This window comes from Halolamina sp. C58 (assembly GCF_051195095.1).
In the GTDB taxonomy this organism is placed as follows: Archaea; Halobacteriota; Halobacteria; order Halobacteriales; family Haloferacaceae; genus Halolamina.
Genome location: NZ_JBNTJY010000001.1, coordinates 1,416,643 through 1,442,757, shown reverse-complemented (window position 1 = coordinate 1,442,757; position 26,115 = coordinate 1,416,643). Strand labels below are relative to the sequence as shown.

The window sequence follows — 26,115 nt, the reverse complement described above, 5'->3', positions numbered from 1 at the left end:
CGACCGCTCGCGAAACGGCTCGCATGAAGGAGTACAAGATGCGCCGCGGCGAGACGCTCGAGGAGCGCATCCCGGACATGGAGGCGACCGTCGAGGAGTACTTCGGCGAGATCACCGACACCGAGGAGTACAAGGGGAGCGACCTCTACGTCGTCGAGGAGCCGGACAACCCCGTCTTCGAGCGCGTCGTCGCCGGCGCGGTGAAGTACTCGGGGAAGAAGGACTGGCTCGGCGTGGAGTTCGAGGAGCGCGACCCCACCGAGCTCGGCCCCGACGAGCTCGAGGCAGCCGGCGACGCCGTCGACACGAAAAACGAGTTCCTGCTCGAAGCCACCGGGCGCGACGCCAAGTCCCGCCGCGACTCGCTCAAGCGCGAAGTCGAGGACGACGCACCGGACTACTAGATCTCTTCGGGGAGCCAGCCGCCGTCGATTTCGACGTTCTCACCCGAGACGTAGTCGCTGTCGGATCGACAGAAGAACAGCGCCGCGTTCGCCACGTCCTCGACGGTCGCCCAGCGCCCGCGCGGCGCCTCGTCGGGGAACTCGTCGCTCGTCTCGATCACGTACGGCGACACCGCATTGACGGTGATCCCGTCGTCCTGCGTGTCGGCCGCGAGCATTCTGGTGAACATCAACACGCCCGTCTTCGCGACGAAGTACGGGAAGTTCGTCGCACCCACCATCGCTTTCTCGCTGCTCGCGTAGCCGACGTTGACGATTCGTCCCCACGCCTGCTCGCGCATCGCGGGCAGCGCGCGCCGCGAGCAGAGCATCGTCCCGTTCAGGTTCGTCTCGAGCACGCGGTTCCACGTGCCGAGGTCGATTTCTTCCCAGTGTTTCGGCGCGAAGTCGCCGACGTTGTTCACCAGTACGTCGACCGATCCGAGTTCGGTTTCCACCTCGTCGAACAGCGCGTCGACGCTCTCGGGGTCGGTCACGTCCCCCTGCACGGCCGTCGCGTCGGCGCCGAACGCCCGCGTGTCGGCCGCCGTCGTCGCCGCCTCGTCGTCGCTGCTGTAGTAGTGGACCGCCACGTCGGCGCCGGCGTCGGCCAGCGCGAGCGCCAGCCCGCGGCCCAGCCCCGCGGCGCTCCCGGTCACCAGCGCGACCCGTCCGTCGAGATCAGCGTCCTCCATGGCCCACCGTTCGTCCCGACCCCCAAGCGGGTTTCGCCCGACCCCGCCCCTTATGGGCACACGCCGCCTCCCCGGAACCATGCGCAGGCGCGAGGCGCTGTCGCTGCTCGGCGGCGCCGCCCTCCTCTCCGGCCGTGTCGCTGGCCACCCCACGCCCCCGGCGGGCGACCCCGACGGGACGCCGCCGACGCGGACCGACACGGGGTACGGCCCGCTGGCCCGGCTCCCCGTCGAGGGCGCCACCGAGGCAGTCGTCTCCGACGACGGGACGACCGCCTACGTCGCCGCGACGACGGGGTACGCTGTCGTCGACGTGTCCGATCCCGACGAGCCGCGCGTGCTCGCCGAGCGCCGCGACCTGCTGGCCGACCGCGACGGCGGCCCACTCGGCGGGATCTACGACGTGAAGCTCTCCGGGGAGACGCTGCTAGTCGTCGGCCCCGCCAACCCCGGGATGAGCGAGCTCTCGGGCGCGCTGTTCGTCGACGTCTCCGACCCCGCGGAGCCCCGAGAGCGGTCGTTCTACGAAACCGACTACCCGATCCACAACGCCTACCTCGACGGTGACCGGGCGTACCTCACCGCCAACGACGGCGGCGACCGCGAACTCGCGATCGTCGACGCCGACGAGCCGGCCCGTCTCGGCGGCTGGTCGCTCACCGAGCACGACGAGCGCTGGACCGACCTCTCGCCGCTCCCGCGTACGCTGCACGACGTGTACGTACAGGACGGCGTGGCCTACCTCGCCCACTGGGACGCCGGGACGTGGCTGGTGGACGTGCGCGACCCGACCGCGCCGACGGTGATCGCCCACATCGGCCGCGACCCGGAGACGGTCGCCGACGAGTACGAGTCAGGCGCGGACGGCTACGACGGGCTGCCCGGAAATTCACACTACGCCGCGGTCGACGAGGCGGGCGACCTGCTCGCGGTCGGCCGCGAGGCGTGGGCGACCGAGGAGCGCCCACAGGGCGGCCCCGGCGGGATCGACCTGTACGACGTCTCCACTCCCGCGGAGCCGGTCCACCGTTCGACGATCGATCCCCCGCCCTCGCCCGACGCGACACAGGAGGGGACGTGGACGACCGCGCACAACTTCGAGTTCCGGGACGGGATCCTCTACAGTTCGTGGTACCGCGGCGGCGTGAAACGGCACGACGTGAGCGATCCGGCCGCGCCGCGGGAGCTGACGTGGTGGGCGGATCGCCCCCACGCGGAGTTCTGGACGGCGCGGGTGGCCGTCCCCGGGTCGACGTTCGTCGCCGCCTCGCGGGCGACGCTCGACTCGCCCGCCGCGCTGTACGTCTTCCCGGACGCCGACGGACGGACGCTTTGGGGGTACGACGACCTCGTGACTCCGACACCGACGCCGACGAGTGCGGAGACGCCGACCGACGCCACCGCCCGCGTCGAGTCGCCGGGGTTCGGCACGCTGGCGGCGCTGGCGGGCGTCGGACTGGGCTCGCTCGCGTGGCTTCGCGGCCGAGATCGGAACTGAGCGGCAGGAACGACCGTGACACAGTTTTGTCGCGCCCACTGGCGTGCAGGGAAACCGCAAGCTACCAGTGTCCCCGTCCCGAAGGGGAAGCAATGAGCCAGGAGAGCCTGAAACAGCGCGTCGAGGACTGGATGACGGGGCAGATGCCCATCATCCAGATGCACGGCGGGCGGAGCGTCGTCCGGGAGGCCGACCCGGAGACGGGAACCGTCACCGTCGAGCTCGGGGGGTCCTGCGCCGGCTGCGGGATCAGCGACCTCACCGCACAGAACATCAAGCGCGACATGATCGTCGCGTTCGACGAGGTCGACGAGGTCCACGTGCTCGTTCCCTCGACCGGCGAGCAGGGCGACGCGACCGTCGAGGGCGGCCGCGGTGGCGAACTCCAGCACGGCACCGAACACCCCAACCACTTCTGAGCGAGTCCCGGCGTCTCCCCTCGCGGTGGGTTGATACCCTCTCCATGAGACCCGCCAGTATGAACCGACGACAGCTCCTCGCAGCCGCGGGGCTCGCGGTCGCCGTCCCGGTCGCGGGCTGTACCGCACCGACTGACGGGACGGAGACACCCGGCTCTCAGCGCGTGACGGTGAACTTCCGTAACGAGAGCGACCGGACGCTCGTGTTCACCGCCGCCGCGATGGCTGCGGGGTTCGACGGGGTAGAGCTCACGTACGCCGACGACGAGACGGAGTCGTTCCCCGACGCCGAGACCGTCGACGACGTGCCGGCGCGGGCGTGGGAGCAGGCGGTGACGTTCACGCCGTTGGGCGACGCCCAACGCCGGGAGTTCCGCTCGACGGCCGGCTCGGGCACCGGGATCGAGTTCGAGCCGACGCCGTACGGCACCACCGTCGTCACCGCGGTCGCCGACCCCGACGCCGAGCTACCGATGTTGAGCATCGGCTCCGGAACGTGTGGCACAGCCGAGGAAGCAAGCGTCGAGGTCGCCGTCGACGCCGCGGGGCTCGTCCACCAGTCGACCGCCTGTACGGACGCGTCGTCGTAGTCAGATCGCGCGCTCGATGCTCGCGGCGACCTTCCGGGCTTTCTCCGCCAGTTCCTCGGACAGCTCGCCCGCGTCGACCGCCGCGTCGAGCTCGTCGTCGTCGACGCGCTCGACGGTGCCGTCGGGGTGTTTGATCACGTCGACGTGGAGGTCGACGTAGCACACCGAACCCGGGAACAGTTCGACGGGCGTACAGATATTGACGTACGTCCCCTTGTGCTCGCCGTCGGCGCTCCGGTAGGTGGTCGGGTACCACCAGCGCCCCTCGCGGAACTTCGTGCGCGCGGTGTCGCCGGACTCCCGGCGGGTGCCGAGCGCGTCGTACGTCCCGCCGCCGCTCATCTCCCGCTCGACCGTGAGTTGGTCGTCGTCCCGCTCGACAACCTCGCCCTCCCCGAGCACGATCCGGCGCCCCGACGGCTTCCCGTGGTCGATCCGGACGCGACCGCCCTCGTGCGGTCCGAACTGGTCGGCGACGACCGGGAACGGGAACTCACCGCCGAGATCGTCGCCGCACAGCGCCTCCGCGAAGTCGACGCCCGCGCTGGCGGCCTCGGTGCCGGCCTTGGTCCGGTGGTGACCCGGCATCGTCGCCGTCACCTCGCGCCTGATCTCGTCCAGCGCGAACCGCGACTCGCGGCCGAACCAGACCCACGCGCCCGCCGTGGGGGTCGCGACTTCACGGACTGGCTCCGGATCGCCGGCGTCGTCGAGAGCACGCTCCACCGCCGCGGCACGCGAGTTCGCCCGTTCCAGTGCGTCGCCCAGCGTCCCCATCTCGGCGTCGCGGGCGTCTCGTGCCCACTCCAGCCCCCAGCCGTCGGTCGGTTCGGTGTCGAGCAGGTCGGTCAGTCCCGCGAGTTCGCGGCCGGCAGCATCGTCTCGTCCGGCGACACGGACGCCATCGCGCCCGCGAACGAGCGTCGCGAGCCCCGCCTCGACCCGTAGGCCAGTGTCGAGCACCGCGCGGTCGTCGTCCCACGGTGGGGCCGCCTCGACGACCTGTACCCGGACCGCGTCGCCGTCGTCGACCTCCCCGTCGACGTTGCGGTACGGGAGGAACCCGCTCGTCTCGCCCAGTTCGACGACCGCGCCGCTGCCGAGCGTTTCGCTCACGCGGCCGTCGAACACCCCGCCGACGGGAGCAGGGTCGTCCCACGCGAGCGTGTCGATCTCGGTGTCGGCGAGCAGCGACCGAACCGACGCCACGGCGTCGGGCTCGCCGGCGACGTTCACGCCCTGTCGGTCCGGCCCGGTCTCGATCGCGGCGTCGTGGTCCGCGGCGGGGAGGTCGGCGTCGAAGCGCCGCTGGATCGGCGGCGAAGCCTGTACCACACGGTGGCCGGCGTCGAGCAGCGCCCGGGTGAGCGCGGTAGCGTAGATCCCCCGGACCCGGACGCTCGTCGCGCCGGCGGCCGCATCCTCAGTCATGGTCGGGGGTTCGATCGGGGGGGACAGGTAGGTGACGGTATCGAGTCTGCCGTCGCTCTCGGCGCGGGTCGGTTCGGCGGAGAATCGGGGGCGGCGTTAGTTCAGCTTCTCGCGGGCGATCCCGACGCCGGTGGGGGTGACGACGATCTGATCGTCGCCCTTCTTGACGATGTCGCCGTCGACCTCGTCGGCGACCTGCCGGAGCTCCTCGATGATGCGGTCGCTGGCGGTGTCGGTCGTCGAGTGGCGGGTGATGTCAGCGACGACGAGGTCGCCGTCGTAGACGGCGTCCTTGATCGCGATCACGTCCTGCTGGCCGCCGATCTCGGCGAAGTGGACGCTCATCGTCCCGGCGGCGCCGGGGCTCTCGAAGTCCTCCTCGAGGTCGAGCGTGACGTAGTCCTCGGTGCTCCGATCGCCGCCGCCGCCGAGGATCTTACTCATGATTCCCATGTCCGAACGCTCCGGGGCTGCGGCATTAGTTCTTGCGCCGTCCGTCCGCGCCCCGGCGACGCGCCGTCCGTTTCGCCGGGAGAGCACGACTTTTCCCGACTCCGGGCACAGGCTCGCCCGTGACGTTCAGCATCTGCGTGCGCGAGGAGTACGAGGACGAGGACGGCAACGAGCAGCGACGGTTCGGCGTCGCCGTCACCACCCGGCTGCCCGCGGTCGGGACGCTCTGCCCGTTCGTCTCCGAGAACGGCGCCGTCGCGACACAGAGCCTCGTGAACGTCGAACTCGGGGAGCGGGGAGTCGAGTACATCGACGACGGGCTCGCGGTCGAGGACGCGCTCCAGTCGCTACTGAACGCCGACGACGGCGCCGAGAACCGCCAGCTCCACGGTGTCGACGCCGACGGGGCGTTCACGTTCTCCGGCGAGGAGTGTCACGGCTGGTACGGCCACCGCGAGGGCGAGAACTACACCGTCGCGGGGAACCTCCTCACCGGCGAGGCGGTGATCGAGAGCGTCGCCGAGACGTACGCGGAGTCGGACCGCGACGCGCCGCTGGCCCAACGCCTGATCGACGCGCTGGGCGCGGGCTACGCGGAGGGCGGCGACAAGCGCGAGGAGCTCCACGTCCAGAGCGCGGCGCTGAAGGTGCGCAGCACCGAGGCGGACGACGAGCCGTACTACAACGATCTGCGCGTCGACGCGACCGAGACGCCGATCCAGGAGCTCCGAGAGACGTATCGGCTCGCCAGCGACGGGTTCGAACAGGCGATGCAGCGCTACGAGGAAGCGATGGAGGCGGACGACCTCGGCGCGGCCGACGAGGAGTAGCGGCTCGCCCCGGCGAGCCGTCGACTGCCGGCTCCAAGGGATTGATAGGGGGCCGGAGCCATGCCAGCCTGTGTCTATCGAGGAACCCTCCGAGGACGCCCCCGACGCGTACCGCGACCTCATCGAGCAGCACCGGCGCATCTCCTATCTCGGCGACGCCAGCGGCGTGCTGGGCTGGGACCAGCAGGTCACCATGCCCGAGGGCGGCGCTCCGGCCCGGGCGAAGCAGCTCTCGGCGCTCTCCTCGGTCACCCACGACCTGATGACCGACGACGAGTTCGAGGCGGCGCTCTCCGGCGCCGAGGACGCCGCCGACGAGCTCGACTGGCGCCAGCAGGCCAACGTCCGCGAGATCCGGCGCAGCTACGACCGGACCGCCGACGTGCCCGGCGACCTCGTCGAGGAGCTCTCCGAGGTCCAGAGCGAGAACCAACAGATCTGGCAGGAAGCGAAGGCCGAAGACGACTTCGAGCTGTTCGCGCCCCGGCTGGAGCAGCTGCGTGATCTCTCGATCCGGCGGGCCGAGCACATCAGCCCGGATCAGGCACCCTACGAGGTGCTGTACGAGGACGGCCTTCCGTACATCTCCCGGGAGCGCATTCAGGAGATCTTCGACCGGCTGAAGGCGGAGCTCGTGCCGCTTATCGAGGAGATCGAACAGCACGGCGACGAGCTCGCCTCGCCGTACGAGGGCGGGGAGTACTCCGAGGCGAACCAGCGGGCGCTCTCGGAGGCCGCGCTGGACGCGATCGGCTACGATCGCGATCACGGCCGACTGGACATCTCCGCCCACCCGTTCACGTCGGGCAATCAGTTCGACGCCCGCGTGACGACGCGGTACAAGCCCGGCAACCCGATGGACGCGCTGACGGCGACGATCCACGAGTACGGCCACGCGAGCTACATGCTCGGCCTGCCCGAGGAGCACTACGGCACGCCGCTGGGGCAGTCGCTCTCCTCGGGCGTCCACGAGTCCCAGAGCCGCTTCTGGGAGAACCACGTCGGCCGCACGAAGCCGTTCTGGGAGTTCTTCCTCCCCGAGGTGAAGGAGCACCTCGACGGCGTCGACGACCTCACCGCACAGGAGGCGTACGAGGCGGTGAACCGCATCTACCCGAACAACCTGATCCGGGTCGAGGCGGACGAGCTCACCTACCACCTCCACATCATCCTCCGGTGTGAGATCGACAGCGCGTTCGTGGCGGGCGAGATCGACGTGGAAGAGATTCCCGAACTGTGGAACGAGAAGATGGAGGAGTACCTCGGCGTGACGCCGGACGGTGTGGGCGAGGGCTGCCTGCAGGACATCCACTGGTCCTCGGGCTTCGCGGCGTTCCAGGGGTACACGATCGGCAGCGTGCTGGCGGCGCAACTGGACGCGGCGATGCGCGACGACATCTCGGACGTCGACGGGAAGATCCGCAACGGGGAGTTCGAGCCGATGCGGGAGTGGATGAACGAGAACGTCCACAGCCACGGCCGCGCGTACAAGTCCGACGACCTGATCGAGGAGGCGACGGGCGAGCCGCTGACGGCGGACTACTTCCTCGACTACGTGGAGGAGAAGTTCACCGACCTGTACGGGTTGTAAGTCGGGTTGTTCGGTGTCGTTTTTCGTGTAGTGAGTAGGACGAGTGACGATGGTCGTAGTTGATCGTCCGAACCGCGACAGCAACCGCAACAGCATCTCGACGCCTGACCACTTGTGGCCGCACCGCCCCGCACAGCCCACACGCCTCCCCAGCCGACTCACTCGCTCACGTCCGTTCGCTCGCTCGTCCCTCGCGCTCGGTTCGCGTCCGTCGACGCGAACGCTTCGCGCCGACAGCCACTGTGATGCGGCCGCGGTGGACGCGAGGGCTCGCCAGTCGTCGGCGAGCGATGGCGAGAGCCGACGGCTCTCGCCCGCTCTCGTTCGGTTCCCTCACGAGAACCCGTGGGGAGGATGCGGGGAAGACCATCGCGGTGCTGTGTGGTTGCGGTACAAGTGGCCCGGCGTCGAGATGCTGTTGCTGTCGCCGTCGCGGTCCCGATCCTTAGAGAACGCTTCGTCACTGCCGCAGTCAACGCATCACCCACCAACCACGAATAGCGCCCGAAGAAGCAAAGAGCCGCGGCCACCAACCACCCCCCGTGAAGGAGTACGAGCGCAAGCAACTGCTCGAACGGGTCGGCCGCGAGGCCGCCACCATCGGCGCCGACATCCCCGAGGAGATCGAGGTGCAGGGCGACACCCTCGAACTCCAGCAGTTCGTCTTCGAGATCAAGCGCCGCGACACCGTCCCCGCCGAGGAGCGCGAGCGCGTCGACGAGGCCAAGAAGAACCTCCGCCGGGAGCGAAACGAACGCCTCGAACTCATCGAGGAAGGCGAGGTCAGCTACGAGCGCGGCGAGGCGCTCGCCCGCAGCATCATCGGCATCGACCGGGCGCTCAACGCGCTCGAACAGCTCGAACCGGCCGACATCGAGGGCGAAGCCGCCCGCAAGGAGGCCGCCGATCAGAAGCGCTGGATGAACTTCCTCCAGCAGGCGCTGGGCCACGACGACGGCAGCCCCCGCCGCAGTTCGCTCTGATCGCGTTCCGCGCGCGAAACCACCACATCGACGCCAGAACCCCACTTCATGCCCACGAACGACGAACTCGCGACGCTGCTCGAAGAGATGGCCGACCTGCTGGACGCGAAGGACGTCGAGTACAAACCCACGGCCTACCGCCGCGCCGCGGAGAACGTCCGGGAGTACCCCGAGCCCGTCGAAGAGCTTGCCGAAGAGGGCGAAGCGGCCGTCGCGGAAATCAACCGCGTCGGCGACGCCATCGCCGCCAAACTGGTCGAGTACGTCGAGACCGGCGAGATCGAAGAGCTCGAAGAACTCCGCGAGGAGCTCCCCGTGAACATGGCCGCGCTCACGAGCGTCGAGGGCGTCGGCCCCAAGACGGTCGGCACGCTGTACGAGGAACTCGGCGTCACCGACCTCGACGAACTCGAGGACGCCGCCCGGAACGGCGAGATCCGGGCGGTCGAGGGGTTCGGTCCCAAGACGGAGCAGAACATCCTCGACGGCATCGACTTCGCGCGGCAGGCCCACCAGCGCACCCTGCTCGGGACGGGCCGTCCGCTCGGGGAGGCCGCTCGCGACTTCCTCGCGAGCATCGACGCCGTCGAGGAAGCTGAACTCGCTGGCTCCAACCGACGCTGGAAGGAGACCATCGGCGACGTCGACGTGCTCGCGGCCAGTACCGACGGCGAGGCGGTCGTCGACGCGTTCCTCGACTGGGAGAACTCGACGGAGACCATCGAGTCCGGCCCCACCAAAGCCAGCCTCCGGACCGGCGACGGGGTGCGTGTGGACCTCCGGGTCGTCGACCCCTCGGAGTTCGGTGCGGCGCTGCAGTACTTCACCGGCAGCCGCGACCACAACATCCACCTGCGCAACGTCGCGATCGATCGCGATCTGAAGCTGAACGAGTACGGCTGCTTCGACGTTTCGGGAGTCGAAAACCCGGACGCAGGCCAGCGCGTCGGCGACCGCGTCGCCGGCGACACTGAAGAAGGAATGTACGAGGCGCTCGACCTCCCCCTGATCCCGCCGGAACTCCGCGAGAACGCCGGCGAGATTGAGGCGGCCCGTGAAGGTGAGCTTCCGGACCTGATCGAGGAAGACGAGATCCGCGGCGATCTCCACGCCCACACCGAGTGGTCAGACGGCGACGCGACCGTCGAGGAGATGGCCGTCGGCGCCGCGGAGTTCGGCCACGACTACCTCGCGATCACCGACCACGCCGAGGGACCGGGCGTGTTCGGCAACACCGGGCTCACCCCCGAGGAGGTCCGCGAGCAGACCGACGAAGTCGAGGAAGCTCGCGACGCACTCGACGACGCGGGCCACGACCTCGACCTACTCCACGGCGTCGAGACGAACGTCGACGCCGACGGCGGGCTCTCGACCCCGGACGACCTGCTCGCGGAGCTCGACGTCGTCGTCGCCTCGCCCCACGCCGCGCTGGGACAGGACCGCGAGGAAGCCACGGAGCGACTGGTCGCAGCGATCGAACACCCCGAGACGGACATCCTCGGCCACCCGACGGGGCGACTGATCAACGAGCGCCCCGGGCTCTCCCCCGACTTCGAGCGGTTGGCTGCGGCCGCGGCTGACGCCGGAACGGCGCTCGAACTCAACGCCAACCCCAGTCGGCTCGACCTCCCCGACGCCGCGGTCCGAGTGGCGGTCGAGGCCGGCGCCACGATCGTGATCGACACCGACGCCCACCGACCTGGTGCGTTCTCGGAGGCACGCTTCGGCGTCCACACCGCACGCCGGGGCTGGGCCGAGACCGACGACGTGCTCACCACACGCGACGCCGAGGGCGTGCGGGCGTTCCTCGGCCAGTGACCGGCGAAGCGACCGATTCCCGGGAGGACCGGTTCCTCCTCGACGTGATGCTCGGCAAACTCGCGACGTACCTCCGGATGTGTGGCTACGACACCGCGTACGCGCTGGATCGGGGCATCGAGAGCGACGACGCGATCCGCAGCCTCGCCGCGGCCGAGGACCGAACGCTGCTCACCCGGGACGAGGCACTCGCGGCCTCGGCGGACGGCGCCGTGTTGCTCACCGAGCGCGAGATCGAGGCCCAGCTCCGGGAGCTCCGTGCGGCGGGAGTCGACCTCTCGCTGCCCGACCACCCACAGCGCTGTAGTGCCTGTAACGGCGAAGTCGTGCCTGTGGCCGCTGCTGATTCGCCCGAACATGTCCCCGATGACGCCGAGCCGTACCGCTGTCGGGACTGCGGGCAGTGGTTCTGGAGCGGATCACACTGGGACGATGTCGCCGAGACGCTCGCGGCGTTGTGAGCTACTTCCGGGGGGTGTACTCGTCGCAGGCGTCCATGTCCTCCATGATCTCGTCGTGGAAGCCACAGTAGGGCTGCATCCCCTGATCGGTCTGGACGTACTCGAACTGCTTGCAGGAGCCGCAGTAGCTGTCCCGGTCGGGGCCGCCTGCGGCGTTCTCGGGGGTGGAGCCCGTCGGCGTCCAGTCGTCCTCACGTCGGGCGGAGTTCCCGGTTCTAACGTCTCTCACTTCGCCCGCGGATCGGTCCTCGGTCGCGCCACGCCCCGCGGCGTCGTCGCGGTTCTCTCGTCGCGGCGGTTTGGAGCCGACAGAGTCGTCGGTCCCCGAGCGCGGGTCGGTCGTCGATGGGTCGCTCGGCCCGCGGTTCGGCGCCGAGCCGGAGGTACTGGGGGTGCTCGGCCCGACGTCGGCGATCTCGGACTCGTCGACGAACGCGCCGCCGGTGCCCACGTCGTCGATCGTGTTCGTCGACGCGCCGCCGTCACTGGCGGCGCCCCCGTCGTTCCCCCCGCCGGCGCCCGGCCGGTCCGGCGAGTCCACGTCGGGCGTCCCGCCGAGGACGCCCATGCTGCCGGAGAACTTCGAGAGCTCCGAGGTCGGCACTTCGATCACCTTCGTCTCGCCCTGCGTGGTCACCTCGACCCGGGCGGTGCCGCCGGGGCTGTTCCGGGATTCGAAGTTGACGATCCCGGTGAACAGACACCAAAGCGTCGTGATGATCCCCGCGGAGTACAGCAGCGCGACGGGGAGGGTGAGGAGCGATCGGTCCCCGAGGCAGTTGGTCCCCACCCACTGGCAGGGGTAGGCGTGAGCGAACAGCGCGACGCCGAGCAGCGAGAGCGCGGCGCCGATCACGGCCGCAACCCGGGTTCGGCGGCCCGAAGGAAGCACGATGAACACGCCGAGGATCGCTGCGGGAACGCCCAGCCCGGCGAGGATTCCCGCCCACTCCCACGAGGCGGTAAGGGAGCGGAGCGGCGTCGTCGCCCCCACGACGACTCCGGCGATCGCGAGGAGGCCGCCGAGCGCGAACAGCCCCAGCCCCGCGTACAGTCGTCGGAGGCTGGTCTGGAACTCCGCGTCGGGCTTGTACACCTCCGAGAGACTGGTCATATTGAGGGTAACAGGGCCCACGGACTAAAAGCCGTACGTCAGACATCTGTTTGCGAACGGAGGTGTCGCCGCCGTCGACGCCATCGAAAGCGTTACCGTCCGGACGGGCGATGTGCCGGGTATGAGCGAAGAGGAGACCGAAGAGGAGGAGGAACCGGCCGTCGAACTCGGCGAGGGGGCCGACGTCGAGGGCGCCCCCGTCGCTCGGGTGGCCGCACGACTCACGTGGCCACAAGAGCGCAGCCGAATCGTCGAGAAGGAGGGTGACGCGACCATTCGGACACCCCACGGTGCGCGGATCCTGGGCAACGTGCTGGAGGAGACCGACACAACGTACTTCGACACTCGGCAGTCCTTCGTCGAAGCGGTGAAGGAGGTCGTGGGGCACGGCCCCGTCGAGACCGACGAGGAGTAGTCAGAACTCCAGCAGGCTCGACTGGAGCCCCGCAGCCATCGTCGACTTCCTTCGCAGACGTGCTTCCGAAACCGGCAGGTGGGCCCCGACCTCGCTGATCGCGCCCGACAGCGTCTCCGCGGTGCCGTGTTCTCCCTCGAAGGCGTGCCGGACGGCTTCCCGGACCTGCCAGACGCCGACCGGACCCCAGTAGTCATCGGAGACGTGCCGCAGGACGAGCGCCTTCGCCTGCCGCCCGATGTCGGAGAGGTGTTCGAGCACGCCGAGCCGGGCGGCGTAGTACGCACCGGCGGTCTCGTCGACGTAGCTCGTCCGTCCCTCGAACTCCTCGTGGGCGCTCGCGAGATACGTGCCCGCTTCCGGGTCGGGGTTCCAGATGCTGCCCGGCGCCTTCATCTCGACGAGCTCGTACTCCCAGTTCCCCGGCGCGAGGATCACCCAGAAGCTGTTGCCGAGATACTCGTTATGGTGGACCTGCACGCTGTCGACGCTCTGGTTCCCCCTGAGCGTCCCGCGGAGGTACTGCCCGACGGTGTCGTCGACGGCCGTGATCGACCACCGTGTCGGGACGAGCTTGCGGTTCTGCGCCTGCCCGAGCGCGCCCGCCGAGAGGATCGTGTTGATGTCGTACACGTCGAACCCGCGGCGGTAGAGGTAGTTGATCGCCCCCTGGGCCTGCCAGTCGTCGTCCTCCAGCGTCTTCTCCACCGGGCGGGGGACGTGCGGGTTCTCGGTGAGATCCGCGGATTGAGCGGTGGCTCGCGGCCCAACGGGCGTCGCCACGTCGTCACGGGACACGTCGTAGTTCACGTCCGGCCGGCCGTCGAGCCCGACTTCGACGCCGACGGGGCGGTCGGCGATCGCGATCTCGCGCTGGACGCCGGTGAACCCGTCCCACGCGTCGTGCACGTCGACGCCGACGCCCGTCCGGTTCGAGTTCAGCAGGCTGGTCCGCCGCTCGAACACGTCGGCGATCCCGACGCCCTCGTCGTACCACTCGCCGCTCGTCTCGAAGCGGCCGGCGTCCTCCTCGTGGCCCACCGGCGAGAGGATTCCCGTCGACACTTTCGGGTAGTCCGAGCGGCCGACGAAGATCGAGGGGGAGACGCTGCCGACGAGCGCGTCGTCGGTGACGTGCTCCTCGAAGCGGCTCTCGAACTGTTCGAGGTGGTCGAGTATCTCGTAGTTCTTCTCCTCGGCGAGCCGGCGGCGTTCGGCCGCCTCGTCCGCCTCGTACTCGAGATACTCGTCCAGTCGCATCACCCCGAACTCGGCGCTACGTCGGCTTGAAAGTTCTGTGCGCGGCAGCCGCGGCTGCCACACGGGTAGCGAACAGGTGTCACGAACGCCTCCCGGTCGGTGTGTCACACTCCCGCCTCGGCCGAACCGGGACCGGTCTTAGCGCATACCGTGGATGGTCCCGTTCTGCTACTTGAGTATCGGGGTGACCCAGAACGGAGGCGTCTTTACGCGGCCGGGAGGTAGCCTACCCATGCCGACGGTCACTGTCGACCCCGCGGACGCGCGTGAGCGCCTCCGCGAGGCCGGCGTCGAGATACGCGAGGGCAACACCGAGCACGAGCGCTGGCGGGCCGAACGCGGCGACGCCGTCGCCGTCGCCTACGACGACAAGGTCGTCGTGCAGGGCGGATCGCCCACTGACCTCACGCTGCTACTGAAAGACGGCAGCGGGCGCGCTCACGTCTACTTCGACGGCGCCAGCCGGGGCAACCCCGGGCCGGCGGCCGTCGGCTGGGCGATCGTGAGCAGCGACGGCGTCGTCGCCGAGGGCGGCGAGGAGATCGGCCGCCGAACGAACAATCAGGCGGAGTACGAGGCGCTGCTGCGGGCGCTCCGGGCCGCGCGGGATCTCGGCCTCGACGAGATCGACGTTCGCGGGGACTCACAGCTTGTCGTCAAACAGCTCCGCGGGGAGTGGAACACCAACGACCCCGAACTCAGGGAGCTGCGCGTGACCGCCCGGGAGCTGCTCCGCGAGTTCGACCGCTGGGACGTCGAGCACGTTCCACGGGAGATAAACGAACGCGCCGACGACTTGGCGAACGAGGCACTCGATGACCGATAGCGAGCCCGAAACGACCGAGCGACCCGACGGGGCCGACGGCGACGAGGAACGCGTGCCGGATATCCCGGCCGACGCCGTCGACGAGACCGAACGACTGACGCGACTGGCGCGTGCGGCCGAACGCCGCGAGGACGACGCCGCGGCCGAGGAGGCCTCGGTGTACCGGGAGCGTCGGGAAGAACTGGTCGAAGCGCACGACTACGAGACCCGTCTCCGCGACGAGGACGACACGCTCGTCCTCTACCCCGAAGAGTGGCTGGAAAACGGCGTCGTCCAACTCGACCGCGTCGAGGAGACCGACCGCGCGGTCGAGATCTCCCTCTCGGGGCCGGGCGACCCCGAACACTGGCAGGAGATCGCCGACCACAACGACGAGCTGGTCGAGGCCGTCGCCGAGGAGTACCCGGATCACGAGGCCAACGCTCGGGCGCTGGCGGCGTTCGCGAGCAACCACTACGCCAAGCCCGTCGAGAAGCTGACCGCCGAGGAGGTCGAACTGTTCCTCGACGAGTACTACCCGCGAAACGCGTGGCCCAGCGAGACGGACGCGTCGCTGGTCGAGGCGTCCGTCCGAAAGCTGTTCGCGGCGGCCGACAGCGAGCCGCCGGCGTCGATCAGCGAGGAGTAACCGCCGTCAGTTCTGCTCGTCGACGATCTCGCGGATCTCGTCGGCGCGGCTCTCGTCGGTAACGTACCGGGAGAGCGTCCACTCCAGCGTGTCGAGGACCGCTTCGTGGCCCTTCTCGGTCAGCGCGTACTGGTTGGTTCGCTTGTCGAGTTCGCTCTTCTCGACCAGGCCGAGCTCCACTAGGTCGTCGAGGTTGGGGTAGAGTCGACCGTGGTTCACTTCCGTCCCGTAGAACTCCTCGAGCTCGCGTTTGATCGCGAGCCCGTACATCGCCTCCTCGGAGAGGATGACGAGGATGTTCTGCTGGAACGCTGTGAGGTCACGTGCGATACCCGGCTCTTCGTCGTTGACTGCTTCTGCCTCTGACATTGTTAGGGTGTGGCACTGTCCGCTCCCCCCACCACCGTGGAGACGGCAGACCCCCCTTCCCGGGGTTCGACCGTCGAACGCACACAGTCTGAGGTGTTCGTCCAGTGCTCGTGACAGGAGATATTCGTCCCAACCTAAAAGCGTTTTCGCCCGGACAGAAACGTCCCGAAAAGCATTTGCCCGACTTGGCGGAACCTCCGGAGGCATGACGAACCTCTGGGAAGACCTGGAAACCGGGCCGGACGCGCCCGAGGAGATCTACGCCGTCGTGGAGTGTCTCAAGGGCGAGCGCAACAAGTACGAGTACGACAAGGACGTCCCCGGCGTCGTGCTCGACCGCGTGCTGCACTCGAACGTCCACTACCCCTACGACTACGGCTTCATCCCGCAGACGTACTACGACGACGAGGACCCCTTCGACGTGATGGTGATGGTCGAGGACGCGACGTTCCCCGGCTGCGTGATCGAGGCCCGACCCGTCGCGATGATGAAGATGGACGACGACGGCGAGCAGGACGACAAAGTGATCGCCGTCCCCAGCGAGGACCCCCGCTTCGACCACATCCACGACCTCGACGACATCCCCCAGCAGACCCTCGACGAGATCGACGAGTTCTTCGAGACGTACAAGAACCTCGAGGAGGGCAAGGAGGTCACCACCCTCGGCTGGGAGGACAAGGACGCGGCGCTCGACGCCATTGAGCACGCGCAGGACCTCTACGACGAGAACTTCTAACTGTCACATCCGCGGTTTTCACGCCTTCTAACTGACGACCAGCACGCGCGCTGTCGATGGGCAGAACCCACTCTAACGCCCGTCCCACTATCCGTCCCGATGCGTCCCAGTTCTCCCCATGGCCTCGCTGATACCCACGAGATATGGGTATTCCCGTCACGTATCAGTCGTCGCCGAGCGATACGTTATGCGTATGGGTAATCTCTTGAGTGGTGGGGCCCGAACGTCGAGTATGGCCACGAAACAGCACTCCGTCGGTATCGACCACGTGACCGTCGTGCCCGAGCCGGCGGCGACGGCCGACGACGACGGCGACGACGAGGATTAGCGGTTTTCGATCACGTCGCCGACCCGCGCTAGCCCCTCCCGGAGCTCCGGGGTCGGCAGCCCGAACCCGATCCGGAAGCGGTTCTCGTAGGGGCCGAACAGGTGTCCCGGCGCCAGCACCACCGATGCCTCCTCGACGACGACGCGGCAGAACTCTTCAGCGTCCGCAAAGCCGTCGGGCACCGTGACGAACCCGTTGACGCCGACCGGCTCGTGCCAGTCCAGTCCGTGTTCGTCGAGCCAGTCGGCGACGATCTCGCGGTGCTCCGTGGCGAGGTCGCGGTTCTCCCGGAGGATGTCCGCCTCCTGCTCGCCGAGCGCCTGCTTCGCGACGTGCTGGCCGAACAGCGTGGGCGAGATGGTGGTGTAGTCCTTCCAGCGCCACGCGCGTTCGACCACGTCCGCGTCGCCGACGACCCAGCCGAACCGCAGGCCCGCCAGCCCGTACGCCTTCGTGAGGCTGGTCGTGGAGATGCCGTACTCGCCTATCGCCGCCGCGGGGGTGATGGGCTCCTCGGCGAGCAGCCGGTACACCTCGTCACAGAGCAGGTAGGCGTCGTGCTCGGCGGCGAGGTCGTACAGCTCCCGGACGGTCTCCTCGTCGTGGTAGTTCCCGGTGGGGTTGTTGGGGTTGTTGAGCACGACCACCGCGGTGTCGTCGCGGATCGCTTCTTCGACGCCTTCCACGTCGACGCTCCAGTCCCCACGATTGAGCGGGACGCGCGTCACCTCGCCGAACGCCTCCGGGACCGCGTGGAGCGCCTGATACGTCGGCGTCACGACGACCGCGTGGTCGCCGTGCTCGGAGTTCAAAAGCGAGAGGAAGGTGAGGAAGTTCGCCTCCTGCGTGCCGACGGTGAACAGCACCTCCTCGGCGTCTCGGCCGTAGCGCTCGCCCACGTCGGCCCGGAACTCGGGGTCGCCGTTGGTGGGGATCACGTACCCCAGCTTCCCGGGGTCGAGGTCGAAGCGGTCGGCCGGCAGCGAGCGGATCCCGCTCTCGGCGAGCATGATGTCTGCGTCGTGTTCGTACTCAGCGAACCAGCGTTCGAGTCCGAACGGCGAGACGTCCATACTTCACCTGTGTTGCCGCCGGGCAAAAACCACCTGCTGCCGGCTACTTTCGCTCGCGTTTCCGCATGTTCTGCCGCGTGAACTGCGGCGTCGCCCGGATCGATCGCTGCTTGCGCCGGAACGACCGCCACAGCGCGAGCACCAGCGGCGCGGTCACCGCGAGGATGCCCGCGGAGACCCGCCAGTCCTGTCCGAACGCGTAGATCAGCGCCGCCGAGAGCACGCCCGCGGCGACGAAGATCCCCAGGATCAGCCGTTTCGCGAGGTCCCGGAACACGTCGTCGCCGTCCTCGACGTTGATGTTGACCGTGAGGCTCTCCTCCTCGATCCCGTCGAGCACGCGGTCGAGCTTCGGCGGGACCGACACCAGCGCGCCCGCGGTCTCCTGTGCTTGGTCGGCGGCGTCACTGGCGATCCGGCGGGCGGTCTGCTCGCGGTACCCCTGCTCGGTCAGGTAGTCGGTCGCGACGCTGATGAAGTCGAACTCGGGGTCAAGCGTCACACACACGCCCTCGACGACGGTCGCGACCCGGAGCACCAGCGCGAGGTTTCTCGGAAGTCGCAGCGGGAACTCGTAGATCGTCCCCTCGACCTGCTCGATGATCTGCTGGACGCGGTACTGCTCGATGTCCTCGCCGCGGGCGTCCTGGATCGCGAGCTCCATCACCCGGCCCATCACCTCGCGGTCGGCCTCCGGCGAGAGCGTCCCCATCTCGACGAGCGCGTCGAGGATCGCGTCGGTGTCCTGCTCGGCGATCGCGACGTAGAACTCGACGATCTTCTCCTGGATGTACGGGTCGACCCGCCCGCTCATCCCGAAGTCGTAGAAGATCACCGCGCCCTCGTCGTCGACCGCGAGGTTGCCCGGGTGCGGGTCGGCGTGGAACACGCCGTCGTCGATGATCATCTGGAGGTAGATGCGCTGGAGCCGCGTCGCGAGCTCGGTGCGGTCGATCCCCTTCGCGTCGAGCTCGTCGATGTCGTTGATCTTCGTCCCCGGGAGGTACTCCATCGTGAGCACCGACTCGCCGGAGGCGCCCTCGTGGGTATCGGGGATGCGGATGTCGTCGTTGTCCGCGAAGTTCTCGCTGATCTCCTCGAGCATGGCGCGCTCCCGGCCGTAGTCCATCTCCTGCCGGATCGTCTTCGAGAACTCCTCGGCGAGGTTCGACAGCGAGAACGAGCTCGACTCGTTGACGAAGAACACGATCACGGGCAGCGACCAGCGAAGCACCTTCAGGTCGGCGTTGACCAGCGGGACGATCCCCGGCCGGCGCACCTTCACCGCCACCTGCTCGCCGTCGTGGACTGCACGGTACACCTGCCCGAGGCTGGCGCCGCTGATCGCCTCGCTGTCGAACTCGTCGAACGTCTCCTCGACGGGGCCGAGCTCGTCTTCGAGCACCTCCTTGGCCTCCGCCCAGTCGGCCGGCGGCACCTCGTCCTGCAGGCTCGCGAGCACGTCGACGTACTCCGGCGGGAGGATGTCCGGCCGGGTGGAGAGCAGCTGGCCGAGCTTGATGAACGTCGGCCCGAGCGTCAGCAGCGTCTCGAGCAGCGCCTCGGCCCGCCGGACGCGCGTCTCGCTGTCGACGCTACGGCTCCGCCCGAACAGCAGGAACCGCTTTCGGTCGCGGGCCCACGCGAACAGCAGGGGGAAAAAGCCCTTGAGGACGACGAGGAACCGCCAGTAGGCACGGAGAGAGACCAGCCTGGATCACCCCCTCCTCGGGCGCGTCGGTTCGGGGCCCGCGCTCGCTCCGAGCATCAGGCGTCGTCGATGTCGATCGACTCGGCGGGGCCGGCCGAGCGCTTGGGGACGGTGACGGTGAGCACCCCCCGGCTCATCGACGCCTCGGCGTCGGTGCCGGCGTCGGGCGGGAGCGGGATCTCGGCGTCGAGGAACAGCGGTCGGTCCTCGCGGACGTAGTCGAACTCGCCGCCGAACGACTTCTCGCGGCGCGCTTCGACGTGGAGTCGACCACCTTCGCTCCGCAGATCGGTCGTGTCGGCGGTCGCCCCCGGCAGATCGATCACGAGCCGGTAGGCGGACTCGCTCTCGAGCAGGTCGGCGAACACCGCGTCCGGGAGCTCCTGGAGCGCCTCGCGAACTGTGTCCATGCTCGGAGTATGGGGCGGAGTGTCGAAAAAGCCGGCGGTGGTGGCCCGACAGAGTCCCGACGGGCAGCCGCGACGGTGGCCCGACAAAGCGGCAATCGACAGCCACGACGGTGGCCCGACAAAGCGGCAATCGACAGCCGCGACGGTGGTTCGACCGAACCGCAGCAGATCGTGAGAAAGTGGCGGGACCGCGTTACGACGACGGCGACATCTCGATGTTGAGCGCCTTCTGGATGATCTGGATCGACGCCGTCGAGCAGAGGAAGTACCAGAAGATCCACGGCCGGATCGGGCCGAGCATCGGCTCGGTCCATTCCAGCGTCCCCCAGATCGGGAACACGACCTCAGTCAGGACGTGGTGGCTGCTTCCGCCCCGGGCGCCGATCGCCCAGTACATCCAGAGGAACACCGGGATAGTGAGGAACATGATCCACGCCATCGGGCGGAACTGCTCTTTGAACATGCCGAGCTGGTCGCCCATCGCCTCCATCTGCTCCTCCTGGATCTTCTGCATCGCGGCGTCGTCACCGCGCTCTTTCGCCTCCTTCCGGCGCTCCTGAATGTCCTGCATCCGGTCCTGGTACGCGCTCATCTTGTCCATGTCCATCAGCAGCGCGCGCAGCACCGAGGAGTAGAGCCCGGTGGTCATCGCCAGCAGCAGGACGACCGCGTAGAACGGCAGCACGTCGAGCAGCGGGCCGAGCCCGAGGTCGAGCGTCTCGCCGACGGCGTTCCGGATCGGGGTGTACGCGTAGCCGATCATGAACAGCAGCGTGCCGCCCCCGGCCAGCTTGTCCCACTTCGACCAGGACGTGCTCTCCACGTCGTCGAGGTCGACCGAGGAGCTTGTGAGGTCGTCGTCGCCCTCGAGCGCCTCCCGGACGGCGTCGGGGTCGTCGATCCGGAACCCCGTCTCGCCCTCGACGAGTACCTCCTTCTCGATCAGCCGGCCCCACTGCCCGCTCTCGATCTCGCCTTTCACGTCCGTCCAGCCCACCTCGCCGTCGTCGGCGCGGTCGAGCACCGTCTCGAGGACGTCCCGCATCTCGGAGTCCTCCGAGACGAGTTCGCGGACGCGCTTCTCGGTCCGTACCATTGATCCTGTCTTCGCTACCGGGCGTTATGAACCTTTTACTTGTCGTTGTACAACGGCGGCGCGCGGCGGCGAGAAAACTGCGGGCCGCCGGCTCAGTCGTCGCCGATCGCGTCGGTCAGCCGCTCGAACACGTCCTCGGGTGCGCCCTCGCCGTCGATCTCGACCAGCTCGCCCGTCTCGCGGTAGTGCTCGATCACCGGCTCGGTGTTCTCCTCGTACACTTCCAGCCGCTCGCGGACCACGTCCTCCTCGTCGTCGTCGCGCTGGATCAGCCGGTCGCGGACTTCCTCGTCCTCGGGCATGTCGAACTCGACGTGGTAGTTATCCCCGGTCTCCGGGTCCACACGGCGGCCCGTCAGACGCTCGACCAGCGTCTCCCGCTCCACGTCGAGGAAGAACACGTAGTCGAGCTCGGTCGCGTCGTCGAGGAACGCCACCTGGTCGAGGTTGCGCGGGTAGCCGTCGAGCACGTAGCCGTCGGCCTCGGTGAGCGCGGCCTCGAGCACCTCGTTGACGACCTCGTCGGGGACGAGCTCGCCCGCCTCCATGAAGCTCCGGGGCGTGCCGTACTCCGTCTCCATGTCCTTGTTCGCCCGCAGGGCGTCGCCCGTCGAGACGTGATCGAGGTCGTACTCGTCACACAGCTTCTTCGCCTGCGTTCCTTTGCCGGCGCCCGGCGGCCCCAGCAGCAGAATGTGGTGATCGGCCATATCGGTGGTGACTCGGGCCGCGCATAAAGGCTTGAAGAAAGCGGTCGGCGTCGCGTGAAAGTTATGGCGGCGCCGCAACACGCCCGAACGTGTCCGACCCTCCCGCGACGCCCGTCGACGACGACGCCGTCGACGTGGCCATGACGGCGGCGACGTACGCCGACGAGGCGCCCCGCTTCGTCGAGAAATACCTCGATTTCTCCCTGTTCGAGCGCCACGGGGATGCGTTCCGTGAGGCGCTGCCCACCTGCGAGGCCCGTCCGCCGCGGGTGCTCGACGTAGGATGTGGCCCCGGTGCGGATACGGCTCCCATGGCCCGCGCCGGCCTCGACGTGATCGGCGTCGACCTGACCGAGCCGTTCCTCCACGCGGCCGACGAGCAGGCGCCGGCCGCACGGTTCGTCCGCGGCGACATGCGGACGCTTCCGGTCGCCACCGACGCGGTCGACGGGATCTGGTGCTGCGCCGCGTTCCTCCACCTCCCCCGCTCGGCCGCAGTCCCCACGCTCGAAGGGTTCCACCGCGCGCTCGGCGCCGACGGCACCCTGTTGCTCTCCGTGATGGCGAGCGAGACACGCGACGCCGACGCCGTGGAGGTCCCCGACGGCCGGCGGTTCACGTTCTGGGAAGAGGGCGCGATCCGCGACCGGCTCCGCGACGCCGGCTTCCGCGAGGTCCGGGCGCTGGGGCAGGAAGACGACTGGCACGCGCTGCTCGCGGTCCGGGACTGATTAGTCGCCGGCCGCCCCAGGGTCGGTATGACCAGGTTCGACGCCGACACGCCGACCGACCGCCGGAAACTGTTCGCCGACGCCGTGGCCGCCCACCGAACTCGCGGCAGCGCCTTTCTGACGATCGAAGCCGCGCCGCCCGAATCCCCCGCGTTCGACCCCGACGGCGACGAGGACGAGGAAGAAGACGAACCCCAGCCGTGGCTCCAGTTCGCGGAGAAGACGTTCAACCTCGACGTGACGGACGCGGAGCTGGACCGCGTGAAGTCGCTGGTCGACGAGTTCCCGGAGTTCCGCATCGACGAGCTCGAGTCGCCCGACACCGCCGAGGGGACCAACGTCCGGATCACCGCCCGCTCGGACGCGAACCGCCTCGCGGACTTCGCGGACCGCGTGTTCCGCGAGGTGTACGAGCGCGAGGAGGAGTACCGCGCGTGGGTCGTCGCCGTCTGAGATCTACGCCCAGTAGCGTTCGGTCAGGTCCGCCCGCATCACGAAGTCGGGCTCGTCGCCCACGTCGACGCCGGCGAGCGCTGCGTCGCTGACCCAGTCGACGGACTCGGGGATCAGCACGCGCGTCGTGTCGGCGCCGGCCGCGGCGGCGTCGCGAGCGATCGCCGCCAGCAGCGCGTCGCAAGACTCGGCTCCGTCCCACGCCGCGACGCCGTACTCAGCACGGACCTGCGTCTCGCCGTCGTCCTCGCGTTCGCTGGTCCGGACCCGGAAACTGACGCCGCCGATCCCACCGTCCGGCGAGGAGACCAGTAGCAGGCGGTCGTCGGCGGCGACCGTCCGCAGCCGCTCGCGTGTCAGCTCCGACAGCGCCCACGACTCCGTGTCGTCGAGCGCGAGCCCGCCAAGCGCGTCGCGGGCGGCCGAGTCTGCCCAGAACGCCCACGCGGCGTCGGGATCGGCGTCGATCTCGCCCGCCGCGTCGCTCCGGGCCGTCGCTTCCGGGTCCGGCTCCGGCTGCACCCACCGGAACTCGGTGCCGGGCTCGAAGCCGTTGTACCGCGAGGCGCCCAGCCCGCCGGTGTTCCACGAAAAGACCATGTTTCGAGCGACGCGCCGACCCGTCTCGTAGAGCCAGTGGAAGCCGGCGTCGTTCAGCGCGCGGGAGAGCCCCCGGCCCCGATACTCGGGGTCGACCCGCATCGCCTGCATCCATCCCTCGTGCTCGCTGAGGCCGACCGCCTGACAGATGCCGACCGCGCGGTCGTCGGCGAGGCCGTCGACGTCATCCGGATCGACCGCTTCCACCTCCTCGGGCGCCGGCGGCGACGCGGCTGTGTCGACCGCGACGAACGTCCGGGTGTCCGGGTCGTCGGACTCCATCCACCGCGGGAACGCGTCGGGGATGTAGTCGCCGCTCTCCCACGTGTCGGCGGTGAACGCGGCGACGGCGGGGGAGTCACCCGGAACCGCTTCCCGGACCTCGATCTCCTCGTCGTCGGCGTAGTCGATTTCCCCAGTCACGTCCACGGCTGTGACTCCTCGGTGAGCTCGCCTTCGAGGTCCCGTCCCATCGCGTCCGCGGGGTTGTCCGTGTTCGCGAGCGTCCACATCAGCTTCACTTTCGCCGTCCCGGGGAGCGTGTCGCCCGCCTCCACGACGCCGGCGTCGAGCAGGTCCCGCCCGGTGTCGTACACGCGGTCACAGACACGCCCTTCGAGACACTGGGAGGTCATCACGACCGCGGCGCCGTCCTCGACCAGCTCCTCGAGCCGCGGGATCAGGTCGGTGTGGACGTGTCCGAGCCCGGTCCCTTCGACGATCACGCCGTCTTTCCCGTCGAGGTAGTCCCACGCCGCGGGGTCCATCCCCGGCGTTGGCTTGACGAGCTCCACGTCGGTCGCGAGGTCGGGGTGGATCGCGAGCTCGTTCTCGCCGCGTGCGGTGTAGTCGTCGTGGAAGGAGACGCCCGCCGCGTCGCCCTGCCCGTCTTTCGCCGCCTCGTAGTCGACGGTGCCCATGGGCTCGCCGCCGACGGTCTCGAACGCGTCCCGTCGCGAGGTGTGGTTCTTCCGGACTCGCGTGCCGCGGTGGAGTGCGCAGTAGTCGTCCGAGGGGGTCCCGTGCATGCAGACCATCACCTCGGCGGCGTCGGCGGTCGCCGCCTCGACCGAACAGACCGCGTTCATCACGTTGTCCGAGGAGGGGCGGTCCGCCGAGCGCTGGCTGCCCGTGAACACGATCGGGACCGGCGTATCGAGCATGTAGGAGAGCGCGGCCGCGGAGAACTGCATCGTGTCGGTGCCGTGCATCACGACGACGCCGTCGGCGCCCGCCTCGATCTCTTCTTTCACGGCTTCGGCGAGCTCCTGCCAGATCGTGGGGGTCATGTTCTCGCTCAGGATGTCCGCCACGACCCGGCCGCGGTAGTTCGCCCGCCCGGCGAGTTCGGGTACGGCCCGTAGCACGTCCTCGGCGTCGAAGCGCGCGGTGACGGCGCCGGTCCGGTAGTCGACGGTGGAGGCGATCGTCCCGCCGGTCGAGACCAGCGCGACCGTCGGCAGGTCGTCGTCGAACTCGATCTCGGAGGCCTGCCCGCCGCCGGCTTCGCTCTCCTCGATGTCGTACACGTCGGACTCGAGCACCTCCACGTCGGTGCCCTCCCGGTCGATCCCGACGTTGTAGCCGCCGTCGAGCTTGAGCACGAGATGCTCCTCGTCGGTCGTGGGCATCAGGACGCCCTCGTCGGTCGCGCCGTCGTGGTCGACGCGGACGCGGTCCCCTGGGTTCATGGACGAAAGTTCCCGTCGGCCGGACTTCAAACTGCCTTTTCGTGTGGTGGACGGCCCGTCGACTCTCGCCGGAACCCGGCAGCGAGGCGGCACAAGAGCCATGGCGTCGGGCGCCCCACACCGATCTATGCAGCGCTCCCTCGAACGCGACGACGAGACGACCGCCGAGACCGAGTCGTCGGGCGACGGCGGCCGGCTCGCCGGCGTTCGGCAGCGTGTCGGTCGCGTCTTCTCGATCCGTGGGTTCCTGCTCGCGCTCGCGGTCGTCGTCGCGGGCGTCGCCGTCGGCGGCGCGATCGGTGGGTTCGTTCCGTTCCTGGGAACGGTCGGCCGGATCGTCGGCGTGTTCGCGGCGACGTTCCTCCTCGGCGCCGTTCGCTCCCACCGGCAGTATCTCGAAGTCGCCGCCGCGGGCGCGGTCGTCGCGGCGGTGCTGGCGGTGACGCAGGTGTTCAGCGGCGTGTTCCTCCCGATCGGCGTCGAGTGGCTCCAGCAGTACGGGCTGGCGCTGGGCGCGATCGGCGCGGGCAGTGGGGCGGTGGCGTCGGTGCTGGGGTACTACTTCGGCCGAGACCTCCGCGACGGGCTGACGAAGTCGATCGAGTAGGCGGCGACTGCGTTCGTGAGTATCGGGACTGTGACCGCAACAGCAGCGTGATTGTCGACCGTTTGGTTCCTGCCTATTGGGACAGCGACCGCAACAGCAGCTCGGTGCTAGACCACTTGCGACCGCCGTGCGCCGAACACGAGGT

At 69.0% G+C, this 26,115-nt stretch carries 29 protein-coding genes; 16 read left to right on the top strand and 13 right to left on the bottom strand.

The annotated features are described in order from the left end of the window. Positions 1-23: 23 nt before the first annotated feature. Entirely contained in the window at positions 24-404 is a 381-nt protein-coding gene (locus ACQUSM_RS07555) for a DUF5611 family protein (protein ID WP_435117330.1), read from the top strand. Here the strand turns inward: ACQUSM_RS07555 and ACQUSM_RS07550 are convergent. Further along, on the bottom strand, positions 401-1,138 hold the full coding sequence (locus ACQUSM_RS07550) for an SDR family NAD(P)-dependent oxidoreductase (protein ID WP_435117328.1): 738 nt from the start codon (positions 1,136-1,138) through the stop codon (positions 401-403). The two genes, ACQUSM_RS07555 and ACQUSM_RS07550, sit on opposite strands and share 4 nt — an antisense overlap. Before the next feature lie 79 nt (positions 1,139-1,217). Between ACQUSM_RS07550 and ACQUSM_RS07545 the strand changes: the two genes are divergently transcribed. The 3 genes from ACQUSM_RS07545 (at position 1,218) to ACQUSM_RS07535 (ending at position 3,645) form a co-directional block, all read left to right on the top strand. After that, the gene (locus ACQUSM_RS07545) at positions 1,218-2,636 is read left to right on the top strand and encodes an LVIVD repeat-containing protein (protein ID WP_435117326.1); all 1,419 of its coding nucleotides are present in this window, start codon (positions 1,218-1,220) and stop codon (positions 2,634-2,636) included. Positions 2,637-2,728: 92 nt separating this feature from the next. Then, positions 2,729-3,055, top strand: a complete 327-nt coding sequence (locus tag ACQUSM_RS07540) for a NifU family protein (RefSeq protein ID WP_435117324.1) — start codon at positions 2,729-2,731, stop codon at positions 3,053-3,055. A gap of 59 nt (positions 3,056-3,114) precedes the next feature. Continuing rightward, positions 3,115-3,645, top strand: a complete 531-nt coding sequence (locus tag ACQUSM_RS07535; RefSeq protein WP_435117322.1) for a hypothetical protein — start codon at positions 3,115-3,117, stop codon at positions 3,643-3,645. On the opposite strand, the gene ACQUSM_RS07530 is transcribed toward ACQUSM_RS07535, so the two are convergent. Next, positions 3,646-5,076 carry a DUF402 domain-containing protein gene (locus ACQUSM_RS07530; protein WP_435117320.1) on the bottom strand — a complete coding sequence of 477 codons (1,431 nt, stop codon included), beginning with the start codon at positions 5,074-5,076 and terminating at the stop codon, positions 3,646-3,648. 96 nt (positions 5,077-5,172) lie between these two features. Then, complete coding sequence (locus tag ACQUSM_RS07525) at positions 5,173-5,529, bottom strand: cell division protein SepF (RefSeq protein WP_435117316.1); 357 nt, start codon at positions 5,527-5,529, stop codon at positions 5,173-5,175. A 119-nt stretch (positions 5,530-5,648) separates the two neighbouring features. On the opposite strand from ACQUSM_RS07525, the gene ACQUSM_RS07520 reads away from it, so the two are divergent. From ACQUSM_RS07520 to ACQUSM_RS07500, 5 genes are all read left to right on the top strand, one after another. Continuing rightward, positions 5,649-6,359 carry a DUF1028 domain-containing protein gene (locus ACQUSM_RS07520; protein ID WP_435117314.1) on the top strand — a complete coding sequence of 237 codons (711 nt, stop codon included), beginning with the start codon at positions 5,649-5,651 and terminating at the stop codon, positions 6,357-6,359. A 70-nt stretch (positions 6,360-6,429) separates the two neighbouring features. Then, entirely contained in the window at positions 6,430-7,950 is a 1,521-nt protein-coding gene (locus ACQUSM_RS07515; RefSeq protein ID WP_435117310.1) for a carboxypeptidase M32, read from the top strand. A gap of 542 nt (positions 7,951-8,492) precedes the next feature. Beyond that, the gene (locus ACQUSM_RS07510) at positions 8,493-8,933 is read left to right on the top strand and encodes a DUF5788 family protein (protein ID WP_435117308.1); all 441 of its coding nucleotides are present in this window, start codon (positions 8,493-8,495) and stop codon (positions 8,931-8,933) included. Between the two features lie 48 nt (positions 8,934-8,981). Then, entirely contained in the window at positions 8,982-10,751 is a 1,770-nt protein-coding gene (gene polX, locus ACQUSM_RS07505; RefSeq protein WP_435117306.1) for a DNA polymerase/3'-5' exonuclease PolX, read from the top strand. Then, positions 10,748-11,212, top strand: coding sequence for a Mut7-C RNAse domain-containing protein (locus ACQUSM_RS07500; RefSeq protein ID WP_435117304.1), 465 nt, complete (start codon positions 10,748-10,750; stop codon positions 11,210-11,212). The genes polX and ACQUSM_RS07500 overlap by 4 nt, the downstream gene beginning before the upstream one ends. A 1-nt stretch (position 11,213) precedes the next feature. On the opposite strand, the gene ACQUSM_RS07495 is transcribed toward ACQUSM_RS07500, so the two are convergent. Then, entirely contained in the window at positions 11,214-12,326 is a 1,113-nt protein-coding gene (locus ACQUSM_RS07495) for a DUF7139 domain-containing protein (protein ID WP_435117302.1), read from the bottom strand. Positions 12,327-12,447: 121 nt separating this feature from the next. Between ACQUSM_RS07495 and ACQUSM_RS07490 the strand changes: the two genes are divergently transcribed. Continuing rightward, positions 12,448-12,741, top strand: a complete 294-nt coding sequence (locus tag ACQUSM_RS07490) for a DUF5789 family protein (protein WP_435117300.1) — start codon at positions 12,448-12,450, stop codon at positions 12,739-12,741. On the opposite strand, the gene nreA is transcribed toward ACQUSM_RS07490, so the two are convergent. Continuing rightward, positions 12,742-14,001: a DNA repair protein NreA gene (gene nreA / locus ACQUSM_RS07485; RefSeq protein WP_435117298.1), complete on the bottom strand. Its 1,260-nt coding sequence runs from the start codon at positions 13,999-14,001 to the stop codon at positions 12,742-12,744. 232 nt (positions 14,002-14,233) lie between these two features. Here nreA and rnhA point away from each other — a divergent pair, with 232 nt between their 5' ends. Both rnhA and ACQUSM_RS07475 read left to right on the top strand, forming a co-directional pair. Beyond that, positions 14,234-14,827 carry a ribonuclease HI gene (gene rnhA / locus ACQUSM_RS07480; RefSeq protein ID WP_435117296.1) on the top strand — a complete coding sequence of 198 codons (594 nt, stop codon included), beginning with the start codon at positions 14,234-14,236 and terminating at the stop codon, positions 14,825-14,827. Beyond that, the gene (locus ACQUSM_RS07475) at positions 14,817-15,455 is read left to right on the top strand and encodes a DUF7108 family protein (RefSeq protein ID WP_435117294.1); all 639 of its coding nucleotides are present in this window, start codon (positions 14,817-14,819) and stop codon (positions 15,453-15,455) included. Before rnhA ends, ACQUSM_RS07475 begins: the two co-directional genes overlap by 11 nt. A 6-nt stretch (positions 15,456-15,461) precedes the next feature. On the opposite strand, the gene ACQUSM_RS07470 is transcribed toward ACQUSM_RS07475, so the two are convergent. Then, positions 15,462-15,824 (bottom strand): PadR family transcriptional regulator, encoded by a 363-nt coding sequence (locus ACQUSM_RS07470; protein WP_435117292.1) that lies wholly within the window; start codon positions 15,822-15,824, stop codon positions 15,462-15,464. Positions 15,825-16,029: 205 nt separating this feature from the next. Between ACQUSM_RS07470 and ACQUSM_RS07465 the strand changes: the two genes are divergently transcribed. Next, positions 16,030-16,560: an inorganic diphosphatase gene (locus ACQUSM_RS07465; RefSeq protein WP_435117290.1), complete on the top strand. Its 531-nt coding sequence runs from the start codon at positions 16,030-16,032 to the stop codon at positions 16,558-16,560. 324 nt (positions 16,561-16,884) lie between these two features. Here the strand turns inward: ACQUSM_RS07465 and ACQUSM_RS07460 are convergent, their stop codons facing one another. From ACQUSM_RS07460 to ACQUSM_RS07440, 5 genes are all read right to left on the bottom strand, one after another. Next, complete coding sequence (locus ACQUSM_RS07460) at positions 16,885-17,961, bottom strand: aminotransferase class I/II-fold pyridoxal phosphate-dependent enzyme (RefSeq protein ID WP_435117287.1); 1,077 nt, start codon at positions 17,959-17,961, stop codon at positions 16,885-16,887. Positions 17,962-18,004: 43 nt separating this feature from the next. Further along, positions 18,005-19,672 (bottom strand): AarF/UbiB family protein, encoded by a 1,668-nt coding sequence (locus ACQUSM_RS07455; protein WP_435118308.1) that lies wholly within the window; start codon positions 19,670-19,672, stop codon positions 18,005-18,007. Between the two features lie 56 nt (positions 19,673-19,728). Beyond that, the gene (locus tag ACQUSM_RS07450; RefSeq protein ID WP_435117285.1) at positions 19,729-20,082 is read right to left on the bottom strand and encodes an Hsp20/alpha crystallin family protein; all 354 of its coding nucleotides are present in this window, start codon (positions 20,080-20,082) and stop codon (positions 19,729-19,731) included. Positions 20,083-20,275: 193 nt separating this feature from the next. Next, positions 20,276-21,178, bottom strand: a complete 903-nt coding sequence (locus ACQUSM_RS07445; RefSeq protein ID WP_435117283.1) for a DUF106 domain-containing protein — start codon at positions 21,176-21,178, stop codon at positions 20,276-20,278. A gap of 92 nt (positions 21,179-21,270) precedes the next feature. After that, the gene (locus ACQUSM_RS07440; RefSeq protein WP_435117281.1) at positions 21,271-21,888 is read right to left on the bottom strand and encodes an adenylate kinase; all 618 of its coding nucleotides are present in this window, start codon (positions 21,886-21,888) and stop codon (positions 21,271-21,273) included. Positions 21,889-21,977: 89 nt separating this feature from the next. Between ACQUSM_RS07440 and ACQUSM_RS07435 the strand changes: the two genes are divergently transcribed. Both ACQUSM_RS07435 and ACQUSM_RS07430 read left to right on the top strand, forming a co-directional pair. Then, entirely contained in the window at positions 21,978-22,619 is a 642-nt protein-coding gene (locus ACQUSM_RS07435; RefSeq protein ID WP_435117279.1) for a class I SAM-dependent methyltransferase, read from the top strand. A 27-nt stretch (positions 22,620-22,646) separates the two neighbouring features. Beyond that, positions 22,647-23,072 (top strand): hypothetical protein, encoded by a 426-nt coding sequence (locus ACQUSM_RS07430; RefSeq protein WP_435117277.1) that lies wholly within the window; start codon positions 22,647-22,649, stop codon positions 23,070-23,072. Positions 23,073-23,075: 3 nt separating this feature from the next. On the opposite strand, the gene ACQUSM_RS07425 is transcribed toward ACQUSM_RS07430, so the two are convergent. Continuing rightward, a complete protein-coding gene (locus ACQUSM_RS07425; RefSeq protein WP_435117275.1) occupies positions 23,076-24,095 on the bottom strand; it encodes a GNAT family N-acetyltransferase in 1,020 nt (339 codons plus the stop codon). Beyond that, positions 24,092-25,363 carry a Glu-tRNA(Gln) amidotransferase subunit GatD gene (gene gatD, locus ACQUSM_RS07420; RefSeq protein WP_435117273.1) on the bottom strand — a complete coding sequence of 424 codons (1,272 nt, stop codon included), beginning with the start codon at positions 25,361-25,363 and terminating at the stop codon, positions 24,092-24,094. The genes ACQUSM_RS07425 and gatD overlap by 4 nt, the downstream gene beginning before the upstream one ends. Before the next feature lie 127 nt (positions 25,364-25,490). Between gatD and ACQUSM_RS07415 the strand changes: the two genes are divergently transcribed. Continuing rightward, positions 25,491-25,970, top strand: coding sequence for a hypothetical protein (locus ACQUSM_RS07415; RefSeq protein ID WP_435117271.1), 480 nt, complete (start codon positions 25,491-25,493; stop codon positions 25,968-25,970). The last annotated feature ends 145 nt before the right edge of the window (positions 25,971-26,115 follow it).